The sequence below is a fragment of the Actinacidiphila glaucinigra genome, assembly GCF_035918135.1.
Classification (GTDB): Bacteria; Actinomycetota; Actinomycetes; order Streptomycetales; family Streptomycetaceae; genus Actinacidiphila; species Actinacidiphila glaucinigra.
Genome location: NZ_CP109144.1, coordinates 6,599,192 through 6,624,420, shown reverse-complemented (window position 1 = coordinate 6,624,420; position 25,229 = coordinate 6,599,192). Strand labels below are relative to the sequence as shown.

Annotated in this window: 27 protein-coding genes; 8 read left to right on the top strand and 19 right to left on the bottom strand. The window is 71.1% G+C overall.

Annotated features, from left to right (window positions below; genetic code table 11):
* Positions 1–226: 226 nt before the first annotated feature.
* Entirely contained in the window at positions 227–805 is a 579-nt protein-coding gene (locus OIE69_RS29815) for a suppressor of fused domain protein (RefSeq protein ID WP_326577022.1), read from the top strand.
* A 165-nt stretch (positions 806–970) separates the two neighbouring features.
* Entirely contained in the window at positions 971–2,698 is a 1,728-nt protein-coding gene (locus OIE69_RS29810; RefSeq protein ID WP_326577020.1) for a dolichyl-phosphate-mannose--protein mannosyltransferase, read from the top strand.
* Positions 2,699–2,732: 34 nt separating this feature from the next.
* Here the strand turns inward: OIE69_RS29810 and OIE69_RS29805 are convergent, their stop codons facing one another.
* Both OIE69_RS29805 and OIE69_RS29800 read right to left on the bottom strand, forming a co-directional pair.
* Positions 2,733–3,470 carry a rhomboid family intramembrane serine protease gene (locus OIE69_RS29805; protein ID WP_326577018.1) on the bottom strand — a complete coding sequence of 246 codons (738 nt, stop codon included), beginning with the start codon at positions 3,468–3,470 and terminating at the stop codon, positions 2,733–2,735.
* A 54-nt stretch (positions 3,471–3,524) separates the two neighbouring features.
* Positions 3,525–4,340, bottom strand: a complete 816-nt coding sequence (locus OIE69_RS29800) for a hypothetical protein (protein WP_326577016.1) — start codon at positions 4,338–4,340, stop codon at positions 3,525–3,527.
* A 197-nt stretch (positions 4,341–4,537) separates the two neighbouring features.
* Between OIE69_RS29800 and OIE69_RS29795 the strand changes: the two genes are divergently transcribed.
* On the top strand, positions 4,538–5,020 hold the full coding sequence (locus OIE69_RS29795; RefSeq protein ID WP_326577014.1) for a GNAT family N-acetyltransferase: 483 nt from the start codon (positions 4,538–4,540) through the stop codon (positions 5,018–5,020).
* A 199-nt stretch (positions 5,021–5,219) separates the two neighbouring features.
* On the opposite strand, the gene OIE69_RS29790 is transcribed toward OIE69_RS29795, so the two are convergent.
* Entirely contained in the window at positions 5,220–5,585 is a 366-nt protein-coding gene (locus tag OIE69_RS29790) for a hypothetical protein (protein ID WP_326577012.1), read from the bottom strand.
* Between the two features lie 308 nt (positions 5,586–5,893).
* Here OIE69_RS29790 and OIE69_RS29785 point away from each other — a divergent pair, with 308 nt between their 5' ends.
* Positions 5,894–6,529: a hypothetical protein gene (locus OIE69_RS29785; RefSeq protein ID WP_326577011.1), complete on the top strand. Its 636-nt coding sequence runs from the start codon at positions 5,894–5,896 to the stop codon at positions 6,527–6,529.
* Between the two features lie 294 nt (positions 6,530–6,823).
* Here OIE69_RS29785 and OIE69_RS29780 read toward each other — a convergent pair whose 3' ends face one another.
* Complete coding sequence (locus OIE69_RS29780; protein WP_326577010.1) at positions 6,824–7,237, bottom strand: hypothetical protein; 414 nt, start codon at positions 7,235–7,237, stop codon at positions 6,824–6,826.
* A 1,698-nt stretch (positions 7,238–8,935) separates the two neighbouring features.
* Here OIE69_RS29780 and OIE69_RS29775 point away from each other — a divergent pair.
* Complete coding sequence (locus OIE69_RS29775; RefSeq protein ID WP_326577009.1) at positions 8,936–9,172, top strand: hypothetical protein; 237 nt, start codon at positions 8,936–8,938, stop codon at positions 9,170–9,172.
* Positions 9,173–9,465: 293 nt separating this feature from the next.
* Here OIE69_RS29775 and dapD read toward each other — a convergent pair whose 3' ends face one another.
* Positions 9,466–10,458 carry a 2,3,4,5-tetrahydropyridine-2,6-dicarboxylate N-succinyltransferase gene (dapD, locus tag OIE69_RS29770; RefSeq protein ID WP_326577008.1) on the bottom strand — a complete coding sequence of 331 codons (993 nt, stop codon included), beginning with the start codon at positions 10,456–10,458 and terminating at the stop codon, positions 9,466–9,468.
* Positions 10,459–10,468: 10 nt separating this feature from the next.
* Positions 10,469–11,746, bottom strand: a complete 1,278-nt coding sequence (locus OIE69_RS29765) for an MFS transporter (RefSeq protein WP_326577007.1) — start codon at positions 11,744–11,746, stop codon at positions 10,469–10,471.
* A gap of 68 nt (positions 11,747–11,814) precedes the next feature.
* Between OIE69_RS29765 and OIE69_RS29760 the strand changes: the two genes are divergently transcribed.
* Positions 11,815–12,702 carry a winged helix-turn-helix transcriptional regulator gene (locus OIE69_RS29760; protein WP_326577006.1) on the top strand — a complete coding sequence of 296 codons (888 nt, stop codon included), beginning with the start codon at positions 11,815–11,817 and terminating at the stop codon, positions 12,700–12,702.
* On the opposite strand, the gene OIE69_RS29755 is transcribed toward OIE69_RS29760, so the two are convergent.
* From OIE69_RS29755 to OIE69_RS29700, 12 genes are all read right to left on the bottom strand, one after another.
* The gene (locus OIE69_RS29755; RefSeq protein ID WP_326577004.1) at positions 12,680–13,891 is read right to left on the bottom strand and encodes an MFS transporter; all 1,212 of its coding nucleotides are present in this window, start codon (positions 13,889–13,891) and stop codon (positions 12,680–12,682) included. The two genes, OIE69_RS29760 and OIE69_RS29755, sit on opposite strands and share 23 nt — an antisense overlap.
* A gap of 107 nt (positions 13,892–13,998) precedes the next feature.
* A complete protein-coding gene (locus OIE69_RS29750) occupies positions 13,999–14,553 on the bottom strand; it encodes a TetR/AcrR family transcriptional regulator (RefSeq protein WP_326577002.1) in 555 nt (184 codons plus the stop codon).
* Positions 14,553–14,873, bottom strand: a complete 321-nt coding sequence (locus tag OIE69_RS29745) for a DMT family transporter (RefSeq protein ID WP_326577001.1) — start codon at positions 14,871–14,873, stop codon at positions 14,553–14,555. Before OIE69_RS29745 ends, OIE69_RS29750 begins: the two co-directional genes overlap by 1 nt.
* A 50-nt stretch (positions 14,874–14,923) precedes the next feature.
* Complete coding sequence (locus OIE69_RS29740) at positions 14,924–15,235, bottom strand: hypothetical protein (RefSeq protein WP_326576999.1); 312 nt, start codon at positions 15,233–15,235, stop codon at positions 14,924–14,926.
* 87 nt (positions 15,236–15,322) lie between these two features.
* The gene (locus OIE69_RS29735; protein ID WP_018560667.1) at positions 15,323–15,664 is read right to left on the bottom strand and encodes a metal-sulfur cluster assembly factor; all 342 of its coding nucleotides are present in this window, start codon (positions 15,662–15,664) and stop codon (positions 15,323–15,325) included.
* Positions 15,661–16,125 carry a Fe-S cluster assembly sulfur transfer protein SufU gene (gene sufU / locus OIE69_RS29730; RefSeq protein ID WP_326576995.1) on the bottom strand — a complete coding sequence of 155 codons (465 nt, stop codon included), beginning with the start codon at positions 16,123–16,125 and terminating at the stop codon, positions 15,661–15,663. The genes OIE69_RS29735 and sufU overlap by 4 nt, the downstream gene beginning before the upstream one ends.
* Positions 16,126–16,144: 19 nt before the next feature.
* Entirely contained in the window at positions 16,145–17,404 is a 1,260-nt protein-coding gene (locus OIE69_RS29725; RefSeq protein ID WP_326576994.1) for a cysteine desulfurase, read from the bottom strand.
* Positions 17,401–18,165, bottom strand: coding sequence for a Fe-S cluster assembly ATPase SufC (gene sufC / locus OIE69_RS29720; protein ID WP_326576992.1), 765 nt, complete (start codon positions 18,163–18,165; stop codon positions 17,401–17,403). Before sufC ends, OIE69_RS29725 begins: the two co-directional genes overlap by 4 nt.
* Positions 18,166–18,172: 7 nt before the next feature.
* Complete coding sequence (locus tag OIE69_RS29715; RefSeq protein ID WP_326576990.1) at positions 18,173–18,502, bottom strand: non-heme iron oxygenase ferredoxin subunit; 330 nt, start codon at positions 18,500–18,502, stop codon at positions 18,173–18,175.
* Positions 18,499–19,674, bottom strand: a complete 1,176-nt coding sequence (gene sufD, locus OIE69_RS29710) for a Fe-S cluster assembly protein SufD (protein WP_326576988.1) — start codon at positions 19,672–19,674, stop codon at positions 18,499–18,501. The genes OIE69_RS29715 and sufD overlap by 4 nt, the downstream gene beginning before the upstream one ends.
* Before the next feature lie 185 nt (positions 19,675–19,859).
* Positions 19,860–21,281, bottom strand: coding sequence for a Fe-S cluster assembly protein SufB (sufB, locus tag OIE69_RS29705; RefSeq protein WP_326576986.1), 1,422 nt, complete (start codon positions 21,279–21,281; stop codon positions 19,860–19,862).
* Positions 21,278–22,027 (bottom strand): helix-turn-helix transcriptional regulator, encoded by a 750-nt coding sequence (locus OIE69_RS29700; RefSeq protein WP_326576984.1) that lies wholly within the window; start codon positions 22,025–22,027, stop codon positions 21,278–21,280. The genes sufB and OIE69_RS29700 overlap by 4 nt, the downstream gene beginning before the upstream one ends.
* A gap of 215 nt (positions 22,028–22,242) precedes the next feature.
* Between OIE69_RS29700 and OIE69_RS29695 the strand changes: the two genes are divergently transcribed.
* Positions 22,243–23,169, top strand: coding sequence for an ABC transporter ATP-binding protein (locus OIE69_RS29695; protein WP_026251298.1), 927 nt, complete (start codon positions 22,243–22,245; stop codon positions 23,167–23,169).
* A 50-nt stretch (positions 23,170–23,219) separates the two neighbouring features.
* Positions 23,220–23,936 carry an ABC transporter permease gene (locus OIE69_RS29690; protein ID WP_326581449.1) on the top strand — a complete coding sequence of 239 codons (717 nt, stop codon included), beginning with the start codon at positions 23,220–23,222 and terminating at the stop codon, positions 23,934–23,936.
* On the opposite strand, the gene OIE69_RS29685 is transcribed toward OIE69_RS29690, so the two are convergent.
* Positions 23,923–25,203 (bottom strand): glycosyl hydrolase family 28-related protein, encoded by a 1,281-nt coding sequence (locus OIE69_RS29685; protein WP_326576983.1) that lies wholly within the window; start codon positions 25,201–25,203, stop codon positions 23,923–23,925. The two genes, OIE69_RS29690 and OIE69_RS29685, sit on opposite strands and share 14 nt — an antisense overlap.
* Positions 25,204–25,229 lie beyond the last annotated feature (26 nt).

Here is a 25,229-nt window from a genome sequence, read left to right as displayed (position 1 = left end):
TTACCGCGACGGACGCACGAGTTGCCGGCGTTGCCGGGCGAGGGCGGGCCCGAAGAACGCGCACTGCGGTTCCATCCGTCAGCGGTGTCACTTCCGCCCCACCGCCGGAGCCGGGCGCCGGTGCGCACGCCCCGGCGGCCCGCGCCCCGCGGATGCACCGGTGCGCGACAGGGCGTACGGCGTCCCCCTCGCGCCGCCCCGCGGGGCGCCTGTCATGATCCCCGCCATGACGACAAGCGAGGCGCACCGGGCGCTCGACCGGCACGTGCGGGAGTTCTTCGCGGGACACCCGGTGGGCACGGCCGCCCACGACCTGGGCGACGGACGCCGCGGCACGGTACCGGGCCTGCGTGTCATCGAGGTGGGCCCGGGTCCCCGCGGCGGCCACTGGACCTATGTGACGGCCGGCTGCTGGTCCCGGGCCAACCGCGACGGCCACGGCGTGGAGTTCGTCCTGACCGCCCCGGTCCCCGACCCCCGTTTCGCGGACCTGATCGCCATGACCGCCCACTACCACTGCGGTCCCCGGCCGCACCCGCTCGACGTGGGCCACAGCCTCCCGGTCGGCGAACCCTGGGTCCCCGGTTCGGCCTGCGACCACATCCTGGTCAGCCTCCCGTACCTCCACGGCCCCGACCTGGAGGTCTGCCACCTGCCGGGCGGCCACGCCCGTCTGCTGTGGCTGCTGCCGGTGACCTCGTCCGAGATCGCCTTCCGCCGTGAGCACGGCACCGAGGCGCTGGAGCGGCGCTTCGACGAGGCGGGGATCCTTCCGCTGGACCTGCACCGGGCGCCGGTCGTCTGAGCACGGCCGGCGCGACGACCGCCGCGTATCGGCCCGCCGGGAGGACGACCTCCGGGGCCTCCAGCCGGGCGTCGGGCCGGCAGCGCGGGGAGCCCGACCAGCGCGCGACGCTCCTCGAACACGGGTGCCGGTATGACCATCCGACAACGTCCCTAGGATGTGCGGGTGACGACGGACACCGCTACGCCGGACCGCACCGACGACGACGCCGGCGACCCCCGGGCGGCGACCGCCGCCGACTGGCCGCTGCGACTGCGCCGGTTCGGCCACAGCCCACGCCCCCGGACCGACACCCGCGAGCGACTGGTCCCGCCCTTCCCCGAGCCCGGCACCCGCACGTGGCAGGCCCTGGGCCTCGGCCCGGCGCGGGCGTACCGTGCCGCACGGGCCATGGGCTGGCTCGGCCCCGTCCTGGTCGCCGTCTTCGCCGGCGTACTGCGCTTCGTGAGCCTCGGCAGCCCGCGCGCGATCGTCTTCGACGAGACGTTCTACGCCAAGGACGCCTGGTCCCTGCTCCGGCTCGGCTACGAGGGCGGCTGGCCCGACCGCAAGGTCTCGGACCCGCAGATCCTGGGAGACCCCCAGGTCATCCCGCTCTCCGAGACCGGCCACTTCATGGCGCACCCGCCGATGGGCAAGTGGGTGATCGCGCTCGGCGAGTGGGTGTTCGGCCTGAACCCGCTCGGCTGGCGCTTCATGGCGGCGGTGCTCGGCACCCTGTCGGTGCTGATGCTGTGCCGCATCGGCCGCCGCCTGTTCCGCTCCACGGCGCTGGGCTGCCTGGCCGGTGGGCTGATGGCGGTCGACGGCCTGCACTTCGTGATGAGCCGTGTCGCCCTGCTCGACGTGGTCGTCATGTTCTTCGTGCTGGCCGCCTTCGGCTGCCTGCTGATCGACCGCGACCGCGCGCGGGCCCGGCTCGCAGCGGCCCTCCCCGTGGGCCTCGACGGCTTCGCCGGTCCCGACCAGGACACCGGCGCCCGCGCGGGAACCGGCCTCCGGCCCTGGCGGCTCGCGGCCGGCGCGCTCCTCGGCCTCGCCTCCGCCGTCAAGTGGAACGGCCTGTACTACCTGGCGTTCTTCGTGCTGCTGACCGTGCTCTGGGACGTCGGCGCCCGGCGTCTGGCCGGCGCCCGCCGCCCCTACCGCGCGGTGCTCCGCCGCGACCTCGGCTGGTCCTTGCTGTCCCTCGTCCCGGTCGCCGTGGTGGCGTACCTGGTGACCTGGACCGGCTGGTTCCTCAGCGACGACGGCTACGGCCGGCACTGGGCCGACGGGCGCGGCGGCACGTGGTCGTGGATCCCGGCACCGCTGCGCAGCCTGTGGCACTACGAGTACGGGGTCTACCAGTTCAACGTCGGCCTGTCGGACCCGCACCCCTACCAGTCCAACCCGTGGAGCTGGCTGGTCCTCGGCCGTCCCGTGTCCTTCTTCTACGAGTCCCCCAAGCTGGGGCAGGACGGCTGCGGCGTCGCCAACTGCTCCCGGGAGATCCTCGCCCTCGGCACGCCCCTGCTGTGGTGGGCCGCCTGCTTCGCCCTCGTCTACCTGCTGTACCGCTGGGCGCTGCGCCGCGACTGGCGCGCCGGGGCCGTCCTGTGCGCGGTCGCCGCGGGCTACCTGCCGTGGTTCCACTACCAGAACCGCACCATCTTCTCCTTCTACGCCGTCGTCTTCCTCCCCTACCTCTGCCTCGCCCTCGCCATGGCGCTCGGCGCGCTCATCGGCCGGCCCGGCGCGACCGAACGCCGCCGCACCTACGGGGTGGTGGCCGCGGGCGTGCTCGTCCTGCTGATCGTCTGGAACTTCATCTACTTCTTCCCGATCTACACCGGCCGGACGATCCCCTACGACGACTGGCACGCCCGGATGTGGCTGAGCACCTGGATCTGAGCCGCCCGCCGGCACGTACGGGCCGGCGGGGGGCCTACAGCAGCCCCAGGTCGCCCAGTTCCTTGTGCAGAGCGGCCCGCGGGTTGTCGGCGGGGAGCGGGAGGCCGCCGCGCGTCACGGCGGCCGGCCCGCTGCCGCCCCGGCGGGACGGGTCGCCGCCGCGAACGCGCCGGTCACGGAAGAGCCACGCCCCCACCAGGCCGCCGACGAGTCCCCCGAGGTGACCCAGCCAGCTCACGCCCGGCGTCCCCGGCACGGCCACCGTGAGCATGTAGGCGAAGGACGCCGCCATCACGATGCCGATGAGGGTGTCGATCAGGTGCCGGTCGAAGAGCCCGCGCACCACGACGTAGCCGAAGTAGCCGAAGATCAGGCCGCTGGCGCCGACCGTGTCGGCGTTGCCCTGCTCGAAGAACCACACCGCCAGGCCGCTGGTCACGGCGACGAGCAGGCTCAGCGCGAGGAAGCGGCCCACCCCGCGGTACGCGGCGAGGAAGGCGAAGACGAACAGCGGGCCGGAGTTGCTCTCGATGTGCGCCCAGCTCCAGTGCAGGAAAGGCGCTGTCAGGACGTTCGGCAGCGTGCCGACGTCGCTGGAGACCACCCCGTAGTCCCGCGAGAGCGCGTAGTGGCCCGCGTAGTTGGCCACCTGCAGCAGCCAGACGACCGCCAGGAAGCCGAACACCACGAAGAACGCCTTCCGCGCCTCCGCGATCATCTCCTCCGGACGCACGGCCCCCGCGCCGGAACCGTCCCGCTCCGCCCCACCCATGACGCGCTCCCTCCCCGGCGGCCCCTCGGCCGCCCACACCACGCACCCCGCGGGTCACATGCTGCCCCAGGCAGCCAGTTCCGCCCAAGCCTCCCGTGGGACGTCATCCCACGAAGCTGCCGCCCCGGCGCCCCCGCCCCCCATCCGCTCGTCCCCGACCTCCAGCAGTACGTCGGAGATCGTGAAGTGCTCTTCGAGGGCGCTCCGCAGCGCCGCCGACGCGGCCCGGATCTCGGCCAGCTGCTCGCGCGGCCTGCGCTCCCGCAGGTACCGGACGACGCATTCGTACGTCGTCGGTCCCCATTCGGACGACGTGGGCAGCGCGGTGTCGTGCCACCGGGGCGAGAACTCCCGCAGATTGGCCATCATCCGGTCTTGACCATCCCTGCTGCGGGGATGACCGACGTCCATGGCCCTCGTGAGGTCCTCCTGCGTCGGCGCGAGCGGCAGCGCGCCGGAGCGCATGATGGCGAGGAGCAGTTGGAGGGCGTTGCACTTCCCGCTGAGCAGCGGCTGAAGCCGGTTGTAGGCATCGGGATCGATGATCTGCAGCGCCACGCCGTGGTCGCTCATCAGACCGGAGATCCGGGTGAGGTTCACGATCTGCCGCTGCACGCCCCGGGCGACCCAGCCTCCGGCGGTCAGCGCGTACGCGTCGTCGCCGTGCTCGAGGTGGCGGCCCATCCTCTCCCGGTAGACCTCCAGGCTCCTGACGATCCCTTCGGCCTCCGGCATCGCCTCGTTGAGCCGCACGTGGAGGATGAACAGCTCGGCACGGAGTTTGCGGCGCCGGTTCTCCTCACGCATCGCCCTGAGTCCCGGCAGCCCTTGCGCGAGTGCCTCGACCAGGGTTCGTACCCATTCGACCATGGCTGTCCTTCGCGGTCCGATCGGACGGTGGCGGGAACCGGCAGGGCCGGACTCCAACAGCCGGCGAACGGGCCCACGCCCGGCGTGCCAGTGCCACCCCGACCCGCCCGGGCCGCTTACGCTGCGGAGACGTCCGACCTGGCGTCCTCGGCGAGGCGTACGCACAGGGAAATCGCCGGATGCGGAAAGGGTGTGGCATGACGTCCCCAGGCGTGCACCTCCGGGAGATCACCGACGACAACCGGGAGGCCGTCCGCGCCCTGCGCGTCCGGCACAAGCAGAAGCAGTTCGTCGCGTCCGTGTCCCTGTCGCTGAAGCAGGCGGCGAAGATGCCGGACGCCAGTCCCTGGTACCGCGCCGTGTACCGCGGCGACGAACCGGTCGGCTTCGTGATGCTGTCGTGGAAGCCGCCGTCCGGCCCCTACCGGGGGCGGCACTTCATCTGGCGCCTCCTGATCGACAAGCGGTACCAGGGGCACGGCATCGGCCGTGAGGTGCTCACGCAGATCGTCGACCTGGTCCGCGCGGACGGCGCCACGGAGCTGCTGACCAGCTACGAGCCCGGCGACGGCGAGCCGTGGCCCTTCTACCGGAAGTTCGGCTTCGAGCCCACCGGTGACATCGACGACGGCGAGATCGTCCTGCGGCTCACCCTCCCTCCCGGCCCCTCCGCGACGTGACCGACACCGGGTGCGGCAGACCGCCTTCGGCGGCTTAGGGTCCGCTGCGCGCCGGGTCCCCGACCTCGATGCCCGCCCGAGCCCCGGGACGACGCTGGTGTCCTGATCGCTGCGTCTTCTCGGGGAGCGGGTCGCGGCCGAGCTCCGCTCGGCCTGAGACGCCGTGCCGACCATCCCGGCAACGTGCGACAGCCCCGCGCTACTCGGCCAGGTAGGCAAGACCGGCCTCAGTCGGCCGGGTCGTCACCGATCCGCCCCGCACCTGCCACTCGACCTGCCCAGCCACCTCGCTGCTGGCCACGAAGAGCCCACGGACCCGCTCCCCGTCCTCGTCGGACGCGCGGATCGCGGCCATCGCCCGCAGTTGGTCCATGAACCAGTCCACGGCGGACGCACGGACATCGCCGCCGTAGAAGACGTACGAGGTCCAATTGAGGTGTCGGGCCGGAAAGCCCCAGCCGTCGCTGTAGTGCCCGTCGGAATGGTCCGCGATCACTTGGCGGACGGCGGCGAGCTGCTGCTCGTCGCACTCCAGCCACCCCCTGATGGAGACGTGCACGCCCACCTCGCCCTCCCCTTGGACCGGCATCATCCGAGCTCGCGAACAGCGTCGCGCGGATGCCTGTCCGGGGCGGTCGCCTGCGCGGACCCGGAGTTGCGCGTGGACGACCAGCCCGCCCGCGTTCCCGACAGGCCGCGGCCGCAGAGTACGACACGGCCGCAGGCTCACGGCCGCGTGCCGCACGCTGTCAGCTGTGGCTGTTCTGAGCAGGGAGCATGTCCGGTCGCGCCCTGGCCGGATCGCCCCCTTGTGCGCCCTTCGTCTACGTGGCACACAGTTCAGAGGCGAGGCCTGGGGGAGGGGAGCACTGCATGTCGGTGTTGGGTGGCTATCCGGAAGGACCGTCGGCCTGGGCCGTCGAGCGGTTTGGGCGGCATGCCGGCGCACTTGCCGCTGCGGTCCCGATTCAACTGGCCGAGGCGCACGGAAAGGCTCATGCCGCACACCTCGCTGCGGGGCTGAAGAAGCGGAGTCCGTACGGTGTCGCCCTTGCGGGCGTCGTACGCGAGAACCTTGCGGAGACGGCGCGTGAGCTAGGGGAAGCCGTGCGAGACGTGCGCGGATACGAGTACGCCGTGATCAACGATCACGCACTCTTCCCATTCCGGTACGCGGACAGGCCGAGACCCCCGGACCGAGCCCGGCTGCCGGCCAATGCGTCACCCACTCGACACCGGCTGTTCCGAGCTCACGGGCCGCAGCCTCCTGAAGGCCTGTTCGACGTCGATGAGGACTTGGCGACCGAGGAGTACCTAGGGCTGCACGAAGTGTTCGAGGAACTGGGCGCTTCCACCAGGCTGGTCTGTGTGTTCTTCACGGCTGACGCCGAAAACGGAATCCATGCCATCCACTGGGGAGACGCCCGTCTAGAACCCGACCGCACCTTCACATGGCCCCACAGGGAACAGCTCCCGATCGCTCCCATGCATCTCGGTGACGGACGGTAGAGTCGTGGCCCTGGACTCACGTGCCGCAGTCGTGCCATATCGTGCGGTCCGCCACGGTCAGCGACGGCTCATCGCAGCTGTGATGCGCGTTCACGTGGGTTGCGGTTACGGCTGCAGCGACCTGGACCTTCGCCGCCGACCATATCCGCCCTTACAAGGCGGATGTCGGCGGTTCGAACCACCCGCGGTCACGCACACGAAGCGGCTCTCGCAGGTCAGCGGCGAGTCGGGCGCAACGGGCTCCGCGCACCCCTCGCCCCGCTCTGGCGAGGGGCGGCAGCGTACTTGCACACGTCAGATCACGCTCACGGAGTCCGGTCGGGGGAAGGGCAGCATGTCCCAGCCATCTGGCCACCCGTTCCGATACAGCTCCCCGCTCTCGGGCTCCAGGAGCCGTGGGATGCGCCGAGTCCCCCACTCGCCCTCATGCGCGCCATGGATGTCGGGCCAGGGAACGGTCGCAGCGCGGAACCTCACGTCCAGACCGTCGAGGACCGGCTGCAGGCTCCGCTCCACCGCCTCGGGCAGGTTCGGCCACAGGCGTGCCAGGGAGCGTCGGCACCAGGCGTCATGGTCCAGTTCGGGCGCACTCCACCCATATCCCTCTTCGACCGCTGCTACGAGGTTCTTCCAGTCCCGGAGCAGCAGAGCAACCTCTGTCGCCAGCGCGCCCTCCGTGCCCCCGCACTCGCCCACTTCATCTCGCACGACGTGCCCCCTCCCTGACGAATCCGCCGTCGGGCTCCAGGCCCGGCCACGGTCGGTCGTCGTAGTGCCGGTGGACCAGCGCAACCACAACTTCGGCCCGCCCCCAATACATTGAGTCACCGGCCCCTGGGTGGGGCCGCAGGCATGCGCCGCGGGCCGCGTCGGTCAGGGAGCCCACTGTCTGAGAGCAGCAGGGTGGTGGCCGGCGCCGGGCACGCGGCGTGGATCCAAGAAGCACATCACGAAATTGTCGTCCCCGGTGAACAGCACGCCTTGCCCAGCGCTCAAGCCCGGGCTCTGACTGCAGCGCGCAGGTGTGAGTCAACGGGCTTCTGTCTGCGCGCAGTTCGCGGCGACGGCCTTCGACGACACAGCGCTCGACGGCAGCAGATGACGGCACGGAGCCGTACGCACGTAGACCTTGACGGTTGCCGAGGGCCCGCCTTGGGTTTCTGCCGTAGCAACATGGCAGCGCGCCTGCGGCTGTGAATGAACTCCTGAAGCAGTGATGCCAGAACCCGGCCGCGACCGCTATTCCTGAACTAGTGGGTACGCTGTCGGCGCTCACTGAACCTGACGGTTCACAGCACGCCGTCATACGGTTCGGTAACGACAAAGATCACGTACGCGACCGCAGCTCCGCTTCCTATGAGGGAAAGCACGGTCCCAGCTACAGCCCGAGACTTACTCGCCTGTGTACGTGCTGCCGCCCGATACTCCGTGATACCTCGCACCAGGCCGGCTATCCCCATCGGGAGGGCGAAAACCCAGACCAGCAACCAGAACGGACAGCAGCACCAACACGCCACGGACATTCCGCCGAACCAGACCGCAAGATCCATCTTGCCGCCCGCGTGCCCCGTAGTGCTGCCAGAAGTCATGCGTTGATCCAAGCAGGCCAGTCATCCGAGGCCGACACCCCCCGTGGAGCCTGCTCGCCCGCACGTTGAGCGCAGCCGTCGTGTACGAGTGAAGCCAGCCAGGTCTGAGAGCCCGGCCGCCTCTGGGCCGCCCGAGGGCGCACGACGACGATCAGCGCCGACAACCCTTGACCACTCGATCGCAGGTCACAGCGTTGATCGTCACGGCGCGCCCAGGTCAGCGGGGCCCCGGATCACTTCTTCGCGGATGATCTACATCCTGATCCCGTCCGCGGCCGCATCTCCTCACCGCAGCGGCGCTCGGCTCCCGAAGCTCCTCCGCCGCGATCCACCCGTCGATCTGCGCAGCGGGGCCGTCGCCTGCTGCACGATCACCCGGCGCGCGAACTGCGGCAGCTCGGGACAGGAAGGCTCGGCTCCGCCACATGTTCCAGTCCAGTCGTGTGGCCTGCGGTGATCGCGTCGGATCATCCGCCACTCGTCCCACCGGTACCAGCCGTGCGGCGCTACATGTCGCGGGCGGTAGCCCGGGCCCAGGCCGCCACGTCGCAGGCAGCCCGGACTCCTCCCCGTGAGTCCCCAACTGAACTTGTTCAGTTCATCCTTTCACGGCCCATGGACCGGCGATCTCCTGGAACGGGACCGCGAGGTGGCCACGCGCGGCACCGCCCACCAGGGCCCGCCTGACGGGTCGCGTCACCGACGCCGCACCCGACAGCGCCGTCACCCGGATGGCGCAACATGACGTGCCGCCCACATGGGTGAAGATCAAGGTGAATAGTGCCCCGACCGAGGCAATCCGTGAAAGGGGAACCACATGCGCATTCGACGAATCCTCACCGCCGTCATCGCCACGGCGGCCCTCGCCGGACTCGGCCTCACAGGCGCCGCCACCGCCACCGCCACCACCGCCACCGCCACCGCCACCACCGCCACCACCGCCCCCACCGACGCCGCCCCAACCGTGGGTGAGTGCGAGGACGGCGGCGGAACAGTCGATTGGGCGACCAACACCTGCAAGGGCGGCAAGTACGACGGACAGAAGATCGACTAGGCGGCACAAAGCGCCCCGCAGCCACGCGCCGCGGGGCGCTCCCGCGCGAGCAGCACCGGATGCGGGCGGCCAGGTACAGCCCCCCACGCTCGTCCAGACCACACGGTGGTGCCGCCAGGCTGCGGCTCCCGGATCGAACTCCTGAAGCGGGGCTCATGCACGAGCGCCCTCCCGGGACGTCCTCGGGCCGTGGTAGGGCGCTCAGCGATGACAGACGTCGACAACTGCCGACGGCCCGGCGGCAGATCAGGACGTTGATCGACAAGACGGCCGCAGGTCACGGCCGCCGTCGGTCAGTTGTGGCTGTGCAGGATCTCGTTCAGCCCGCCCCACGAGCCCGTGCGCTGGAGGACCTCGACCGCGCCGGTGATGGAGTTGCGGCGGAAGAGGAGGTTGTCGGCGCCGGAGAGCTCCTTGGCCTTGACGATGGTCTCGTCGGGCAGGCAGACCCGGGTGCCCGCCGTGACGTAGAGGCCGGCCTCGACGACGCAGTCGTCGCCCAGGGGGATGCCGATGCCGGCCTCGGCGCCGAGGAGGCAGCGCTCGCCGATGGAGATGACGGACTTTCCGCCGCCGGAGAGGGTGCCCATGATCGAGGCGCCGCCGCCGATGTCGGAGCCGTCGCCGACGATGACGCCCTGGCTGATGCGGCCCTCGACCATGGAGGTGCCCAGCGTGCCGGCGTTGAAGTTGCAGAAACCCTCGTGCATCACGGTCGTGCCGGACGCGAGGTGGGCGCCGAGGCGCACGCGGTCGGCGTCGGCGATGCGGACGCCGGCGGGGACGACGTAGTCCGTCATGCGCGGGAACTTGTCGACGCCGTAGACCGACAGGTGCAGGCCCTCGGCGCGGGCGGCGAGGCGGGCGCGCTCGATGTTCCCGGCGGGGACGGGGCCGATGGAGGTCCACGCGACGTTGGCCAGGAGGCCGAAGATGCCGTCCAGGTTCTGGCCGTTGGGCTTGACCAGGCGGTGGCTCAGCAGGTGCAGGCGCAGGTAGGCGTCGTGGGCGTCGAGCGGCTTGTCGTCGGTCGAGGCGATGACGGTGCGTACGGCGACGACCTCGACGCCGCGGCGCGGGTCCGGTCCCAGCGCCTTGGGGGCGGCGTCGCCCAGCAGTTCGGCGGCCTGGTCCGCGGTGAGCCGTTCGGTCCCGGCGGGGCCGGGGGCCGCCACGAGCTCGGGCGCGGGAAACCAGGTGTCGAGGACGGTGCCGTCGTCGGCGATCGTGGCGAGGCCTGCGGCAACGGCACCGGTGGCGCGAGAGGTGGCGGTCGTGTCAGTCATGTGTCGAACGCTAGTCGCTGCGTCCCGCGCTTGCCCAACCGGCCCGCCATCCGGAACGCCACCGCGTCACACCCGCCCCACCCGGCACGCCTCCGGCGGACACCGCCTCCCCGTCCCCGTCCCCCGCACCGCGCCGCCATCGCGCGGCGGCCGTCAGCAGCACCGCCCCGCTGAGCGCGGCCAGCACCGCGCAGACCGGCCACAGCGCGCCGGGGGCGGCCTCGTACAGGGCGCCGCCGAGGGGAGGGGCGAGGACGGTGCCGCTGACGGAGGCGCCCGCGTACAGGGACTGGAAGCGGCCCTGCAGGTGGTCCGGGGCGCTGTCGGCGACGTAGGCGGTGGCGGTGGTCTTGTAGAGGATCTCCCCCGCCGTGAGGAGCACCATCATGGTCACCGCCGTGGCGATGTACGGCCCGCCGGCCAGGGCGGCGTAGCCCGCGCCGACGAGGACGAGCCCGGTGCCGATGATCGGCAGCGGCGGCCGGCGGCGCAGTGCGACGGTGGCCGGGATCTCCAGGCAGAGGATGACGCCGCCGTTGACGGCGATCAGCCAGCCGTACGCGCCGGTGCCGATGCCGTGGTCGGCGAGCCAGACGGGCAGGGTGGAGTACTGCTGCCGGTAGACGGTGTCGGTGACGAGGATCGTCGCCAGCAGCATCATCACGGCGGGCCGCGCGCGCAGTGCCGTCCACAATCCGGTGGCGTCCGCGGGACGCGGGGCGCGGGCCCGGCGGGCGCCCTGGGCGGGCAGCGCGCGGGCGGCGTAGCCCGCGAAGAGCAGTGTGCCGACGCCGTCGGCGACGAAGAGCCAGGTGTACGAGGTGTGGGCGGCCAGCAGCGCGCCGAGCGGCGGCCCCACGGTGAAGCCCGCGTTGGAGGCGAAGCGCAGCACGGCGAAGCCCTGGCGGCGGGCGCCCTCGGGCACGGAGACGGCGACGAGCGCGGAGTTGGCGGCGCGCGCGGTGCCGGCCGCGTACTGCGCGAGCAGCAGGACGGGCAGCAGCACGGCGGTGGGCAGCGCGGGGAGCAGGACGAGTCCGGCGCCGGAGACGGCGGATCCGGTGAGCAGGACGCGGCGGTGGCCGATGTGGTCGCCGAACCAGCCGCCGGTGAAGTTGCCGGCGACCAGGCCCACCCCGCCCGTGCCGGCGATCAGCCCGGCCTGCGCGACGGGCAGGTCCCGTACCGCGGTCAGCCAGACGAAGAGGTAGACGAAGGTGAAGCTCACGACCGCGTTCGTGAAGACCCCCGCGGCCAGCGACCAGACGACCCTGGGCACCTCGCGCATACCCCAACCCCCTCCTCCGGCCAGTGGGTTCCTTTTGGGAACTCACTCTCGGCTGGCAGGATAGCGGCATGGCCCGCCGCACACACCTCGGTGACGCGAACTGCTCCATCGCCCAGGCCCTCGACGTGGTCGGCGACTGGTGGACGCTGCTGATCGTGCGGGACGCCGCCCGCGGCGTCGACCGCTTCGACGACCTGCAGCGCGAACTCGGCGTCTCCCGCAAGGTGCTGGCCGAACGGCTGCGCCTGCTGGTCGACGCGGACGTGCTGGCCCGCGAGCCCTACCAGGAGCGCCCGGTGCGGTACGCGTACCAACTCACCCCGCGCGGCCGGGCGCTGCTGCCGGTGCTGATCGCCCTCCAGGACTGGGGCGACCAGTGGGTGCTGGGCGACGGCACGACCACCGGCACCGCGGCGGACGGCTCACTGGAGGCCGAGCGCGTGCACGCGCTGACGGGGACCCGGGTGCCCGCGCTGCTGCTGCCCGCGGGCCCGGACGGCGAACTGCTCGACCCGGTGGCCGTGGACCGCCCGTTCACGGTCCTCTACTGTTTCCCCGGCGCCTTCGCGCGGCCGGCGTCCTACCCCCCGGGCTGGGGCGACATCCCGGGGGCGGCGGGCTGCACGCTGGAGTCCTGCACCTACCGCGACCGGTCGGCGGAGTTCTCCGCGGCGGGCGCGGCCGTGCACGGGGTGAGCGCCCAGCGCCCGGACGAGCAGGCCGAGTTCGCCGAGCGGGAGCGGCTGCCCTTCCCGCTGCTGTCGGACGCGGAGCTGACCCTGTCCGCGGCGCTGCGGCTGCCGACCTTCCGCGCGGGCGGCGCGGTGCGGCTGAAGCGGCTGACGCTGGTGGTCGGCGCGGACCGGGTGGTCCGGCGGGTGTTCTACCCGGTCACGGACGTCACGGCGAGCGTGGCGGAGGCGCTCGAAGCGGTCAGGACTGCGTCGCGGCCTTGACCGCGTCCGGCTCGACGGCCGCTACCCGTACGCCCGGCAGCCGCTGGGCGCCGAGCACGGCCGCCCCGGCGACGACGCCGAGGACGGCGCACAGCGGCCACAGCGCGCCCGGCGCGGTCTGGTAGAGCACGCCGCCGAGCGGGGCGGCCAGCACCACGCCGCTGATGGAGGCGCCGGCGTACAGGCTCTGGAAGCGGCCCTGCAGGTGGTCGGGGGCGTTGTCGGCGACGTAGGCAGTGGACGGCGACTTGTAGAGGATGTCGCCCACGGTCAGCAGGATCATCATCACGACGGCGGCCGCGATGTACCAGTGGCCGGTGGCCGGCGCGGCGAAGCCGAGCCCGACCAGCATCACGCCGAGGCCGATGATCGGCAGCGGGGCGCGCCGGCGCAGGGCGACGGTGACCGGGAGCTCGAGGAGGATGACCAGGGCGCCGCTCACGGCGATCAGGGCGCCGTAGACGCCGGTGCCGATGCCGTGGTCCTTCAGGTACACGGGCAGGGTGGAGTACTGCTGGCGGTAGATCGTGTCGGCGACCAGGATCGCGGCGAGCAGCACCAGCACGGCGGGCCGGGCGCGCAGCGCTGTCCACAGGCCGGGTGCGTCCGGCGAGGCGTCGCCCTTGGGGCGGTGGTTGCCGTTCGCCGGCAGGATGAAATGCGCGTAGACGCCGAAGAAGAGCATGCCGAGGCCGTCGGCGACGAACAGCCAGTCGTACGAGACCGTGGTGGCGATCAGCGCGCCGAGCGGCGGGCCCACGGTGACGCCGAGGTTCGCCATGAAGCGCAGCAGGGCGAAGCCCTGGCGGCGGGAGCCCTCGGGCACGGAGAAGGCGATGAGCGCCGAGTTGGAGGCCCGGGTGACGCCGGTGGCGTACTGGGCGACCGGGAAGACCACCGCGAGGGCGGCGGTCGGCGTCAGCGGCAGGGCCGCCAGGCCGAGACCGGACACGACCATGCCGGTGATGAGGGTGCGGCGGTGCCCGAAGCGGTCGCCGAACCACCCGCCGGTGAAGTTGCCGGCGACCATGCCCACGCCGCCCACGCCGGCGATGAGTCCTGCCTGGGAGGTGCTGAGCCCACGGGGTCCGGTCAGGTAGACGAAGAGGTAGACGAAGGTGAAGCTCACCGCCGCCACGAAGAACATGCCGGTGGCAAGGAGCCACACCACCTTCGGTATGTCCTTCATCGCCTGTTTCATTTACTGGCCTCCGATCGACGCTCTACAAGAATCGATCACGTGAAGGCGTGAATGCGGCGCGTGAGGATGCCGGATCAGGTCGCGGCCGGTATAGGTCAGCAGTCTCGCCCGGGTTTGCCGATGATCCGCGCGAAGACCTCGCGGGCCTCCTCCCGGTCGATCTCGCGGCCGGTCAGCAGCGCCTGCAGGCACATCCCGTCGGTGAGCGCGGCCAACGCGCGGGCCGTGACCGGATCGGTCCACCGGGTGAGGAGGGCGGCCATGTTGTCCACCCACTCCGCGGCGACCGGCCGTACGGCCTCGTGTCGGAGGGCGGCCAGGTAGAGCTCGTACTCCAGCTGCGCCCGGGGGCGGTCCCGGGAGACCGTCTCCTCGACGAACCGGGCCAGTTCGGCGGCGAGGTCGGCGCCGGGCGCGCCGAGCAGGGCGCGTTCCCCGACCTCCCGGAAGAAGGCCTCGTTGCACTGCCGCAGGGCGGCCACGAGCAGGTCGTCGAGGGTGGCGAAGTGGTACGTGGTCGAGCCCAGCGGGACGTCGGCCGCCGCGGCCACCGCCCGGTGGCTGAGCCCGGCGATGCCGCGCTCGCCGACCACGCGGATCGCGGCGTCGATGAGGCGCTGCCGCCGCTCGGGGTCGTAGCGGCGGGCCATCAGTGGGAGCCGCCCAGGTTGAGGACGACCACCCCGGCGATGACCAGGAGTATCCCCGTCAGCTTGGCCGCGGTGGCCGCCTCGCCGAGGAAGACCATGCCGATGGCGGCGATCGCGGCGGTGCCGACCCCGGCCCAGATCGCGTAGGCGGTGCCCACTGACATCGTCTTGAGCGTCTGCGCGAGCAGCGCGAAGGCGATCAGATAGCCGGCGGCGGTGCCGAGGGAGGGCCACAGCCTGGTGAAGCCGTCGCTGAACTTCATGGACGTCGTACCGAGCACTTCGGCGAGTATCGCCCCGCCCAGCAATGCGTATGCCATGCGTACAAGCGTACACATCGATGTGTACACCCGTACACATGGCGGCTCCCTCACGACCGGCGCGACCACCACCGCTTCCGGGCGGCGTCCGGCGCCGCCGCCAGGCCCAGCGAACCCGTCAGGAAGAACTCTCCGTCCACCCAGTGCCCCGGGGCCGGGGTGTCCGTCAACTCCTCGCCGGCCACGGCGACATCGACCTCGTGTCCGCCGATGGTCCGCATCCGCAGCCGGTGGACGCGGCCGCCCCCGGCCTCGCCTTCGTGGACCTCTGCCAGCAGGACCTCCCCGGCGAACACTGCGTGCGCAGAGGGCACCCGGCCCTCGCCCGCCCCCTCCGGCGCGACCCGGGGGAACGCGCGCAAACGAGAATACGACCGCGGGACGCGGCTCCCGATCGGAGCGGCGTCCCGCGGTCGTGGTCCCTCCAGGGCCCCCGGGGCCCCGCGAGGTCAGACGTTGAAGCCGAGTGCGCGCAGCTGATCGCGGCCCTCGTCGGTGATCTTGTCCGGGCCCCACGGCGGCATCCAGACCCAGTTGATCTTCAGGTCGTTGACGATGCCGTCGGTGGCCGACTTCGCCTGGTCCTCGATGACGTCGGTCAGCGGACAGGCCGCCGACGTGAGGGTCATGTCGAGGGTCGCGACGTTGCTGTCGTCGATGTGGATGCCGTAGATCAGGCCGAGGTTGACGACGTCGATGCCCAGTTCGGGGTCGACGACGTCGTAGAGGGCCTCACGGATCTCCTCCTCGCTCGCCGGCTTCGTCGTCGTCACTTCTGCGTTCTCGCTCATGCGGACTCCCTGACCGCGCCATCGCCCAGAGCCTGGGCGGTGGCGTCCTTCCACGCCATCCAGCTCAGCAGCGCGCACTTGACGCGCGCCGGGTACTTGGAGACGCCGGCGAACGCGACCGCGTCCTCCAGCACGTCCTCCATCGCGTCGTCGGGCTCCAGCTTGCCCTTGGACTGCATCAGCTCCAGGAAGACCTCCTGGACCTTCACGGCCTCGTCGACCTGGCGGCCGACGAGCAGTTCGTTGAGCACGGAGGCACTGGCCTGGCTGATGGAACAGCCCTGACCCTCGTAGCTGATGTCCCGGATGGACGTGCCGTCGAGCTTGACGCGCAGGGTGATCTCGTCGCCGCACGTCGGGTTGACGTGGTGCACCTCGACATCACCGTCGCGCAGGCCCCGGCCGTGCGGGTTCTTGTAGTGGTCCAGGATGACTTCCTGGTACATCGAATCCAGCTTCACAGGCTTCGCCGTCCGTCCCTCAGCCGAAGAAGTTCCGTACGTGCTCCAGGCCCTCGACCAAGGCGTCGACCTCGGCCGGAGTGGAGTACAGATAGAACGACGCTCGCGTGGTCGCGGGAATTCCGTACCGCAGGCACACCGGCCGCGCGCAGTGGTGCCCGACCCGCACGGCGATGCCCTGCTCGTCGAGGACCTGGCCCACGTCGTGCGGGTGGATGTCGCCGAGGGTGAAGGAGATCGCGGAGCCGCGGCCCTCGGGGGTGTCCGGTCCGATGATCTTCAGCCCGGGCACCTCCTTCAGCCGGCGCAGCGCGTACTCGGTGATCGCGTGCTCGTGCGCGGCGATCCGGTCCATGCCGATGGCGCTCAGGTAGTCCACGGCCGCGCCGAGGCCGACGGCCTGGGCGATCGGGGGCGTACCCGCCTCGAACTTGTGCGGCGCCGGCGCGTAGGTCGACTCGTGCATCGAGACGGTCTCGATCATCTCTCCGCCGCCCAGGAACGGCGGGAGGTCCTCCAGCAGCTCCTGGCGGCCCCACAGCACGCCGATGCCGGTCGGGCCGAGCATCTTGTGGCCGGTGAAGGCCACGAAGTCGGCCTGCAGCGCCTGCACGTCCAGCACCATGTGCGGCGCGGCCTGCGAGGCGTCGATCAGCACCAGTGCGCCGACCTCCTGGGCGCGGCGCACGAGCGCCTCGACCGGGTTGATCGTGCCCAGGATGTTGGAGACGAGCGTGAAGGAGACGATCTTCGTCTTCTCGGTGATGACCTGCTGGATGTCGCTCAGGTCGAGCCGGCCGTCGTCGGTCAGGCCGAACCACTTCAGCTTCGCGCCGGTGCGCTGCGAGAGCAGCTGCCACGGGACGATGTTGGAGTGGTGCTCCATCTCCGTGATGACGATCTCGGTGTCGCTGTCCACGCGGTAGGGCTCGTCGGCCCAGCCCAGCATGTTGGCGACCAGGTTCAGCGACTCCGAGGCGTTCTTGGTGAATATCACCTCGTCACGGCTCGGCGCGTTGATGAAGGCCGCGATCTTGTCACGGGCGCCCTCGTACAGCGCCGTGGCCTCCTCGGCGAGCGTGTGCACACCGCGGTGGACGTTGGCGTTGTAGCGCTCGTAGTACTCGCTGAGCGCGTCGAGGACCTGGCGCGGCTTCTGCGAGGTCGCGGCGTTGTCCAGGTAGACGAGCTTCTTGCCGTCGTGGACCAGGCGGTCCAGCACCGGGAAGTCCTTGCGGATCGCCTCGGCGTCCAGCAGGCCCGGCAGCTGCGGTGTCACGCGGACGCGCCTCCCTTCACATAGGCCTCGTAGCCCTCGGCCTCCAGCTTGTCAGCGAGCTCCGGACCGCCGGACTCGGCGATCCGGCCCGCGGCGAAGACGTGGACGTGGTCGGGCTTGATGTAGCGCAGGATCCGGGTGTAGTGGGTGATCAGCAGCGTGCCGACCTCACCGCTCTCGCGCACCCGGTTGACGCCCTCGGAGACGATGCGCAGCGCGTCGACGTCCAGGCCGGAGTCGGTCTCGTCGAGGATCGCGATCTTGGGCTTGAGCAGTTCGAGCTGGAGGATCTCGTGGCGCTTCTTCTCACCGCCGGAGAAGCCCTCGTTGACGTTGCGCTCGGCGAAGGAGGGGTCCATGTGCAGGCGCTCCATGGCCTCCTTGACCTCCTTCACCCAGGTGCGCAGCTTCGGGGCCTCGCCGCGGATGGCGGTGGCCGAGGTCCGCAGGAAGTTGGAGACCGAGACGCCGGGGACCTCGACGGGGTACTGCATGGCCAGGAAGACGCCCGCCCGGGCCCGCTCGTCGACGGACATGGCCAGCACGTCCTCGCCGTCCAGGGTCACGGTGCCACCGGTGATGGTGTACTTCGGGTGCCCGGCCAGCGAGTAGGCCAGGGTCGACTTGCCGGAGCCGTTCGGACCCATGATGGCGTGGGTCTCGCCCTGCTTCACGGTCAGGTCGACGCCGCGGAGGATCTCGCGCGGACCGCCCTCGGCGTCGACGGAGACGTGCAGGTCGTGGATCTCAAGCGTTGCCATGGGTGTCTCAGGACTCCTGGGTGACGGAGACGAGCACATCGTCCCCTTGGATCTGAACGGGGTACACGGGGACGGGCCGCGTCGCGGGCAGCCCGGACGGCTTGCCGGTCCTCAGGTCGAACGAGGAGCCGTGCAGCCAGCACTCGATCTGGCAGTCCTCCACCTCGCCCTCGGACAGTGAGACGTTCGCGTGCGAGCAGATGTCGTTGATCGCGAACACCTCGCCCTCGGTGAGCACGACCGACACCGGCACGCCGCCGAGCTCGACACGCTTGGGCGTGTCCTCCTCGAGCTCGCTCAGCGCGCAGGCGCGGAGGAAGCCTTCAGCAGTGGTCATACGACGGACGCCTCCAGCTCCGCGTCGATCTTCTCCAGCAGGCGCTCCTGCAGGTCGGCGACACCGATCTGCTGGATCAGCTCCGCGAAGAAGCCGCGGACGACCAGCCGGCGGGCATCGTCGGCCGGGATGCCGCGGGCCATCAGGTAGAACAGCTGCTCGTCCTCGAAACGGCCGGTCGCCGAGGCGTGGCCGGCGCCGACGATCTCACCGGTCTCGATCTCCAGGTTCGGCACCGAGTCGACGCGGGCGCCGTCGGTGAGCACCAGGTTCCGGTTGAGCTCGTATGTGTCGGTACCCTCGGCCTCGGCACGGATCAGCACGTCGCCGATCCACACCGCGTGCGCGTCCCGGCCCTGCAGCGCGCCCTTGTACGCCACGTTCGACCGGCAGTGCGGGGTGTCGTGGTCGATGAAGAGGCGGTGCTCCTGGTGCTGGCCCTCGTCGGTGAAGTACAGGCCGTACAGCTCGGCCTCGCCGCCCGGGGCGCCGTAGACGACCCTCGGGTGCAGCCGCACCACGTCGCCGCCGAAGGTGACCACGACGGACTTGAAGGTCGCGTCGCGGCCGACCAGGGCCGTGTGCTGGGCCGCGTGGACCGCGGTGTCGTCCCAGTCCTGGATCGACACGACGGTCAGCTTGGCTCCGTCGCCGATCAGGTACTCGACGTTGGCCGCGACGACGGCGTCACCGGTGTGGTCGATGACCACGACCGCCTCGGCGAAGGCGCCGACCTCGACGACCTGGTGGCCGAAGGCCACGCCGCCCTCGCCGTGCACCGAGATCCGCACCGGCTCGGAGAGCACCGCGTCCTTGGGGATGGAGACGACGCCTGCCTTCTCGAAGGAGCTGTACGCCTGGGCCGCGACCCGGTCGACCGGCTTGCCGGCCTTGCCGACCCGGGCGTCGTCCCGGCCGACGGTCTCGACGGTGACACCCGCGGGGGCGCTCACCTCGACCCTGACGCCGCCACCGGTCGCGACGGCGGTGCCGTCGTGCAGGCCGCGCAGCCGCTCCAGCGGGGTGAAGCGCCACTCCTCCTCGCGGCCGTTCGGCACGGGGAAGTCGGCCACGTCGTAGGACGCGGGCGCGCTGACCCGGGCGTCCCGGGGCTGGCCGACCTGGATGGCGCCTTCGGTGGTGGCACCGGCGGCCGGGATGGTTTCAGCCATGGCTGTCTTACTGCCTCTTTCTGCCTTTTTGTGCTCGCTCGCCTCCGGGCGCTCGTACCCGCTTCCGACGTTCCTCGACACTGCGCTCGTTCCTCGCTTGGTCTCGTCGCTTTCGGAAGCGGCGCGCCCTTCGGCTCGCTCACGGCCCTACAGGGGCATCGGGTGGTGGACGGAGCGGCCGGGCGTCAGCCGACGGACCCCTCCATCTGCAGCTCGATCAGCCGGTTGAGTTCCAGCGCGTACTCCATGGGCAGCTCGCGCGCGATCGGCTCGACGAAGCCCCGGACGATGGTGGCCATCGCCTCGGTCTCCTCCAGGCCGCGGCTCATCAGGTAGAAGAGCTGGTCCTCGCTGACCTTGGAGACGGTCGCCTCGTGGCCCATCGACACGTCGTCCTCACGGACGTCCACGTACGGGTAGGTGTCCGAGCGGGAGATCGTGTCCACCAGCAGCGCGTCGCACAGCACGTTCGACTTGGAGCCGGCGGCGCCCTCGCCGATCTCGATCAGACCGCGGTAGGAGGTGCGGCCACCGCCGCGGGCGACCGACTTGGAGACGATCGAGGAGGAGGTGTTCGGCGCCATGTGCACCATCTTGGCGCCGGCGTCCTGGTGCTGGCCCTCGCCCGCGAAGGCGATCGACAGGGTCTCGCCCTTGGCGTGCTCGCCCATCAGGTAGACGGCCGGGTACTTCATGGTCACCTTGGAGCCGATGTTGCCGTCGACCCACTCCATCGTCGCGCCCTCGTACGCCACGGCGCGCTTGGTGACCAGGTTGTACACGTTGTTCGACCAGTTCTGGATCGTCGTGTAGCGGCAGCGGCCGCCCTTCTTCACGATGATCTCGACCACGGCGCTGTGCAGCGAGTCCGACTTGTAGATCGGCGCGGTGCAGCCCTCGACGTAGTGGACGTAGGCGTCCTCGTCGACGATGATCAGCGTCCGCTCGAACTGGCCCATGTTCTCCGTGTTGATCCGGAAGTAGGCCTGCAGCGGGATCTCGACGTGCACGCCCTTCGGCACGTAGATGAAGGAGCCGCCGGACCACACAGCGGTGTTCAGCGAGGCGAACTTGTTGTCACCCGCCGGGATGACGGTGCCGAAGTACTCCTGGAACAGCTCCGGGTGCTCCTTCAGCGCCGTGTCGGTGTCCAGGAAGATGACGCCCTGCTCCTCCAGGTCCTCGCGGATCTGGTGGTAGACGACCTCCGACTCGTACTGGGCGGCCACGCCCGCGACCAGTCGCTGCTTCTCCGCCTCGGGGATGCCCAGCCGGTCGTAGGTGTTCTTGATGTCCTCGGGCAGGTCCTCCCAGGACTCCGCCTGCTTCTCCGTGGACCGCACGAAGTACTTGATGTTGTCGAAGTCGATGCCGGACAGGTCCGAGCCCCAGGTGGGCATGGGCTTCTTCCCGAAGAGCTTGAGGCCCTTGAGACGCAGCTTGAGCATCCACTCGGGCTCGTTCTTCTTCGTGGAGATGTCGCGGACGACGTCCTCGCTCAGGCCACGACGGGCGGCGGCACCGGCCACGTCCGAGTCGGCCCAGCCGTACTCGTAGTTGCCCAGACCCTCGAGTTCAGGGTGAGCCGTCTCCAGGGGGGCAGTCATGCGGGGTTCCTCCCGGCGTTGCGTGCGTTGTTGTTCGGTGCGGTGGTTCCGGACGGCGACGCGGCCTTCGGCACGAAGGTGGTGCAGACACCGTCTCCGTGGGCGATGGTCGCCAGCCGTTGTACATGGGTGCCGAGCAGGCGGGAGAAGACCTCGGCCTCCGCCTCGCACAGCTGCGGGAACTGCTCGGCGATGTGTGCCACCGGGCAGTGGTGCTGGCAGAGCTGCTCCCCGGCGGAGGCGGGCGCGTTGCGCGTCGTGGCAGCGTACCCGTCCTGGCTGAGCGCCTCGGCCAGCGCCTGCGTGCGCTCCTCGGGGCCGGCCGCCTCGACGACCGCCCGGTAGCGCTCGGCCTGCCCGGCGACCCGAGCGCGGGCGAAGGCCGACACTGCGGCGTCTCCCTGCTCCCCGCCGCCGGCGGACTCGGCGATCCAGCGCAGGGCGTCGGCGGCGAGCTGGTCGTAGGCCTGGTCGAAGGCGTCGCGGCCGCAGTCGGTCAGCGCGAACACCTTGGCGGGGCGGCCGCGGCCGCGGTTCCCGTAGACCCGCTTCTCGCGCGGCTCGACGATGTCCTCGGCGACGAGCGCGTCCAGGTGGCGGCGCACGGCCGCCTGCGTCAGCCCGAGCCGTTCCGCCAGGTCGGCGGCGGTCGACGGCCCATGGACCAGGACGGACCTGGCGACCCGGTCGCGGGTGCTCCGCTCCCCGGTCGTCTGCTCCTCCTGAGCCTCGGACGCGTTTTTCACAAGCCCAGTGTTGCGTAATTCATCTCGCATAGGCAAGCGGCGGCCCTCGGGGTGGATGTCTGCTGCGTCACTTAGGGATACCTAACCTGACCTGCGGAAACGATCTTCCCCGCTGCCGGGATCCGGCCGCCGCACACCCCTCGTGACCGGCGGTGACGGCGCGCGGCACCGCCCTCCCGGCGGAGCACCCCTCGCGGGTTCGTAGACTTCCGCTCATGCGAATGGACCCCGCGGTCGAGATGACGGGACTGGTCAAGCGATACGGCGCCAAGACCGCGGTGGACGGGCTCGACCTGAGCGTCGCCCGGGGCACCGTGACCGCCGTGCTCGGACCCAACGGAGCCGGAAAGACCACCACCGTCGAAACCTGCGAGGGCTACCGCCGTCCGGACGGCGGCCGGGTACGGGTGCTGGGGCTCGACCCCGTACGCGAGGCCGCCGCGCTGCGGCCCCGGATCGGCGTGATGCTGCAGTCCGGCGGCGTGTACGCCGGTGCCCGCGCCGAGGAGATGCTGCGGCACACCGCGAAGCTGCACGCCGACCCCGTCGACCCCGCGCTGCTGATCGAACGGCTCGGCCTGGAGTCCTGCGGCCGCACCCCGTACCGCCGGCTCTCCGGCGGCCAGCAGCAGCGTCTGGCGCTCGCGATGGCCGTCGTGGGCCGCCCGGAGCTGGTCTTCCTGGACGAGCCGACGGCCGGACTGGACCCGCAGGCCCGCCGCAGCACCTGGGAGCTGATCCGCGAGCTGCGCGCCGACGGCGTCACCGTCGTCCTCACCACGCACTTCATGGACGAGGCCGAGCAGCTCGCGGACGACGTCGCGATCATCGACAAGGGCCGCGTGATAGCGAGCGGCACCCCCGAGGAGCTGTGCCGCGGCGGCGCCGAGAACACCCTGCGCTTCTCCGGCCGCCCGGGCCTGGACCTGGCCTCCCTGCTCAAGGCGCTGCCCGCCGACTCCGCGGCCGTGGAGCTCACCCCGGGCAGCTACCGCATCGAGGGCAAGGTCGATCCGCAGATGCTGGCCACCGTCACCTCCTGGTGCGCCCAGCACGGCGTGATGCCCGATCGCCTCGCGGTCGAGCGGCGCACCCTGGAGGACGTCTTTCTGGAGCTCACCGGCAAGGAGCTGCGTTCGTGACCGCCACCGGCACCTTCACCCCGGCCCCCGGAGCGGCCTCGCTGCCCCGGATGATCGGCGCGCAGACCGCGCTGGAGACCCGGATGCTGCTGCGCAACGGTGAGCAGCTGCTGCTGACCGTCGTCATCCCCACGCTGCTGCTGGTCCTGTTCAGCGCCGTCGACATCGTCGACACCGGCGCCGGCAAGGCCGTCGACTTCCTCACCCCCGGCGTCCTCGCGCTGGCCGTGATGTCGACCGCCTTCACCGGCCAGGCCATCGCCACCGGCTTCGAGCGGCGCTACGGCGTGCTGAAGCGGCTCGGCGCGTCCCCGCTGCCGCGCTGGGCGCTGATGACCGCCAAGACCGGCTCCGTGCTGGTCACCGAGGTCCTGCAGATCGCCCTGCTCACCGTGATCGCGTTCGCCCTGGGCTGGTCTCCGAGCGGCAATCCGCTGGCGGTGCTCCTGCTGCTCGCCCTGGGCACGGCGGCCTTCTCCGGCCTCGGTCTGCTGATGGCCGGCACGCTGCGCGCCGAGGCCACGCTCGCCGCCGCGAACCTGGTCTTCCTGCTGCTGCTCGTCGGCGGCGGGGTGATCGTGCCGCTGGACAGGTTCCCCGACACGGCCCGCTCCGTCCTGGAACTGCTGCCGATCTCGGCCCTGTCGGACGGTCTGCGGGACGTCCTCCAGCACGGCGCGGGCATGCCGTGGGGCGACCTCGGGATCCTCGCCGTCTGGGCCGTGCTGGGCCTCGGCGCCGCGGCGCGCTGGTTCAGGTGGGAGTGACGCAGTCCACGAAGCGGGCGAAGCCGGTGCCCTGGCCCTCGTCGAGGGCGAGGAAGCCGCTCTCCGGGGCGTGGCTGGCCAGCAGGCACATGTCGTAGCGCACCGTCGTGGGCAGCTCCGCGGAGCCGTCGGTGCGGTACCGGTGGGCGCCGGTGAGCTGGCAGGAGTCGTAGCGCACCAGCGGACCGCGCGGGCCCAGTGTGTAGCGGTGGGCCCGCAGTTGCGGGGCGAAGGACTTGAAGGCGTTGGCGGTGTCGTCGCAGTCGTTGAAGTGGACGGTGCCGCCGCCCCACTCGCAGTCGATCACGACCGTGTCGGCGTTGCGCAGCTCGAAGCGGATGTCCTCGGCGTGGAAGCGCTGCACCGAGCTGAAGTGCTGCTTGCGGGGGAAGCGGAAGAAGGCGCTCTCGTAGCCGTAGTCGGGGTGGGGCGCGGGGCGCCGCCCGGTGACGATGTAGCTCCCGGCGCGGCAGGTGACCGAGCCGCCGTAGGGGAACTCCAGGAAGTTGCCCCACTCGTAGGTGACGTTCATGTCGGTGAACCAGTAGTTGAGGAACTGGTCCTGCTGCTCCGGGTTCTCCGACCGCTTGGACAGGCCCGAGTAGAGGAACGCCCTGCGGTAGGCGCCGCCCACCCGGCAGGCCTCCCAGCGCATCTCGGAGTTGGTGTTGGTGCCGTCGAGGGCGATGCCGTACTCCCACTCCCCCATCCACTCGCAGTCGGTGAAGCGGTAGTTCGCGGCGCCGCCGGTGGAGTAGGAGGAGAAGAAGGAGGCGCCCGGGGTGCCGGAGGTGAAGCGCAGGCCCTCGAAGGCGATGTTCTGCCACATGTCGTCGTTGCGGCAGAGGAAGGCGCCGGCGGGCTCCCGCGGCGCGAAGACGATCTCGCTGATGCGCAGGCCCGCGCCCCGGAAGCGCAGGCCGTTGGCGGCGTTGGACGGGTCGTCGCCGTCCAGCAGCGCGCCGGGCTCGGTGATCAGGTACTTGCCGGGCGGGACGTCGATCACGGTGCGGCCGGTGTGGTCGTCCAGGCGCGACTCGGCGTAGCGGTAGGCGTCCGCGAAGGCCTTGCTGTCGTCGGTGGTGCCGTCGCCCTTGGCCCCGAAGTCGGCGACGACGTCGACCACGCCGGGGTGCGTGGTGCTCCTGGGCTGCCGCACGGCCTCGGCGGCGGGGGTGTCCGCGGCGGTGTACGCGGCCGCGCCGATCCCCGTGAGCGCCGCGGCGGCGCCTCCGTAGAGCAGTTTCCGCCGGCCGACGTCGCTCATGTCCCCCAACCCCTCCCCTGGGCGTC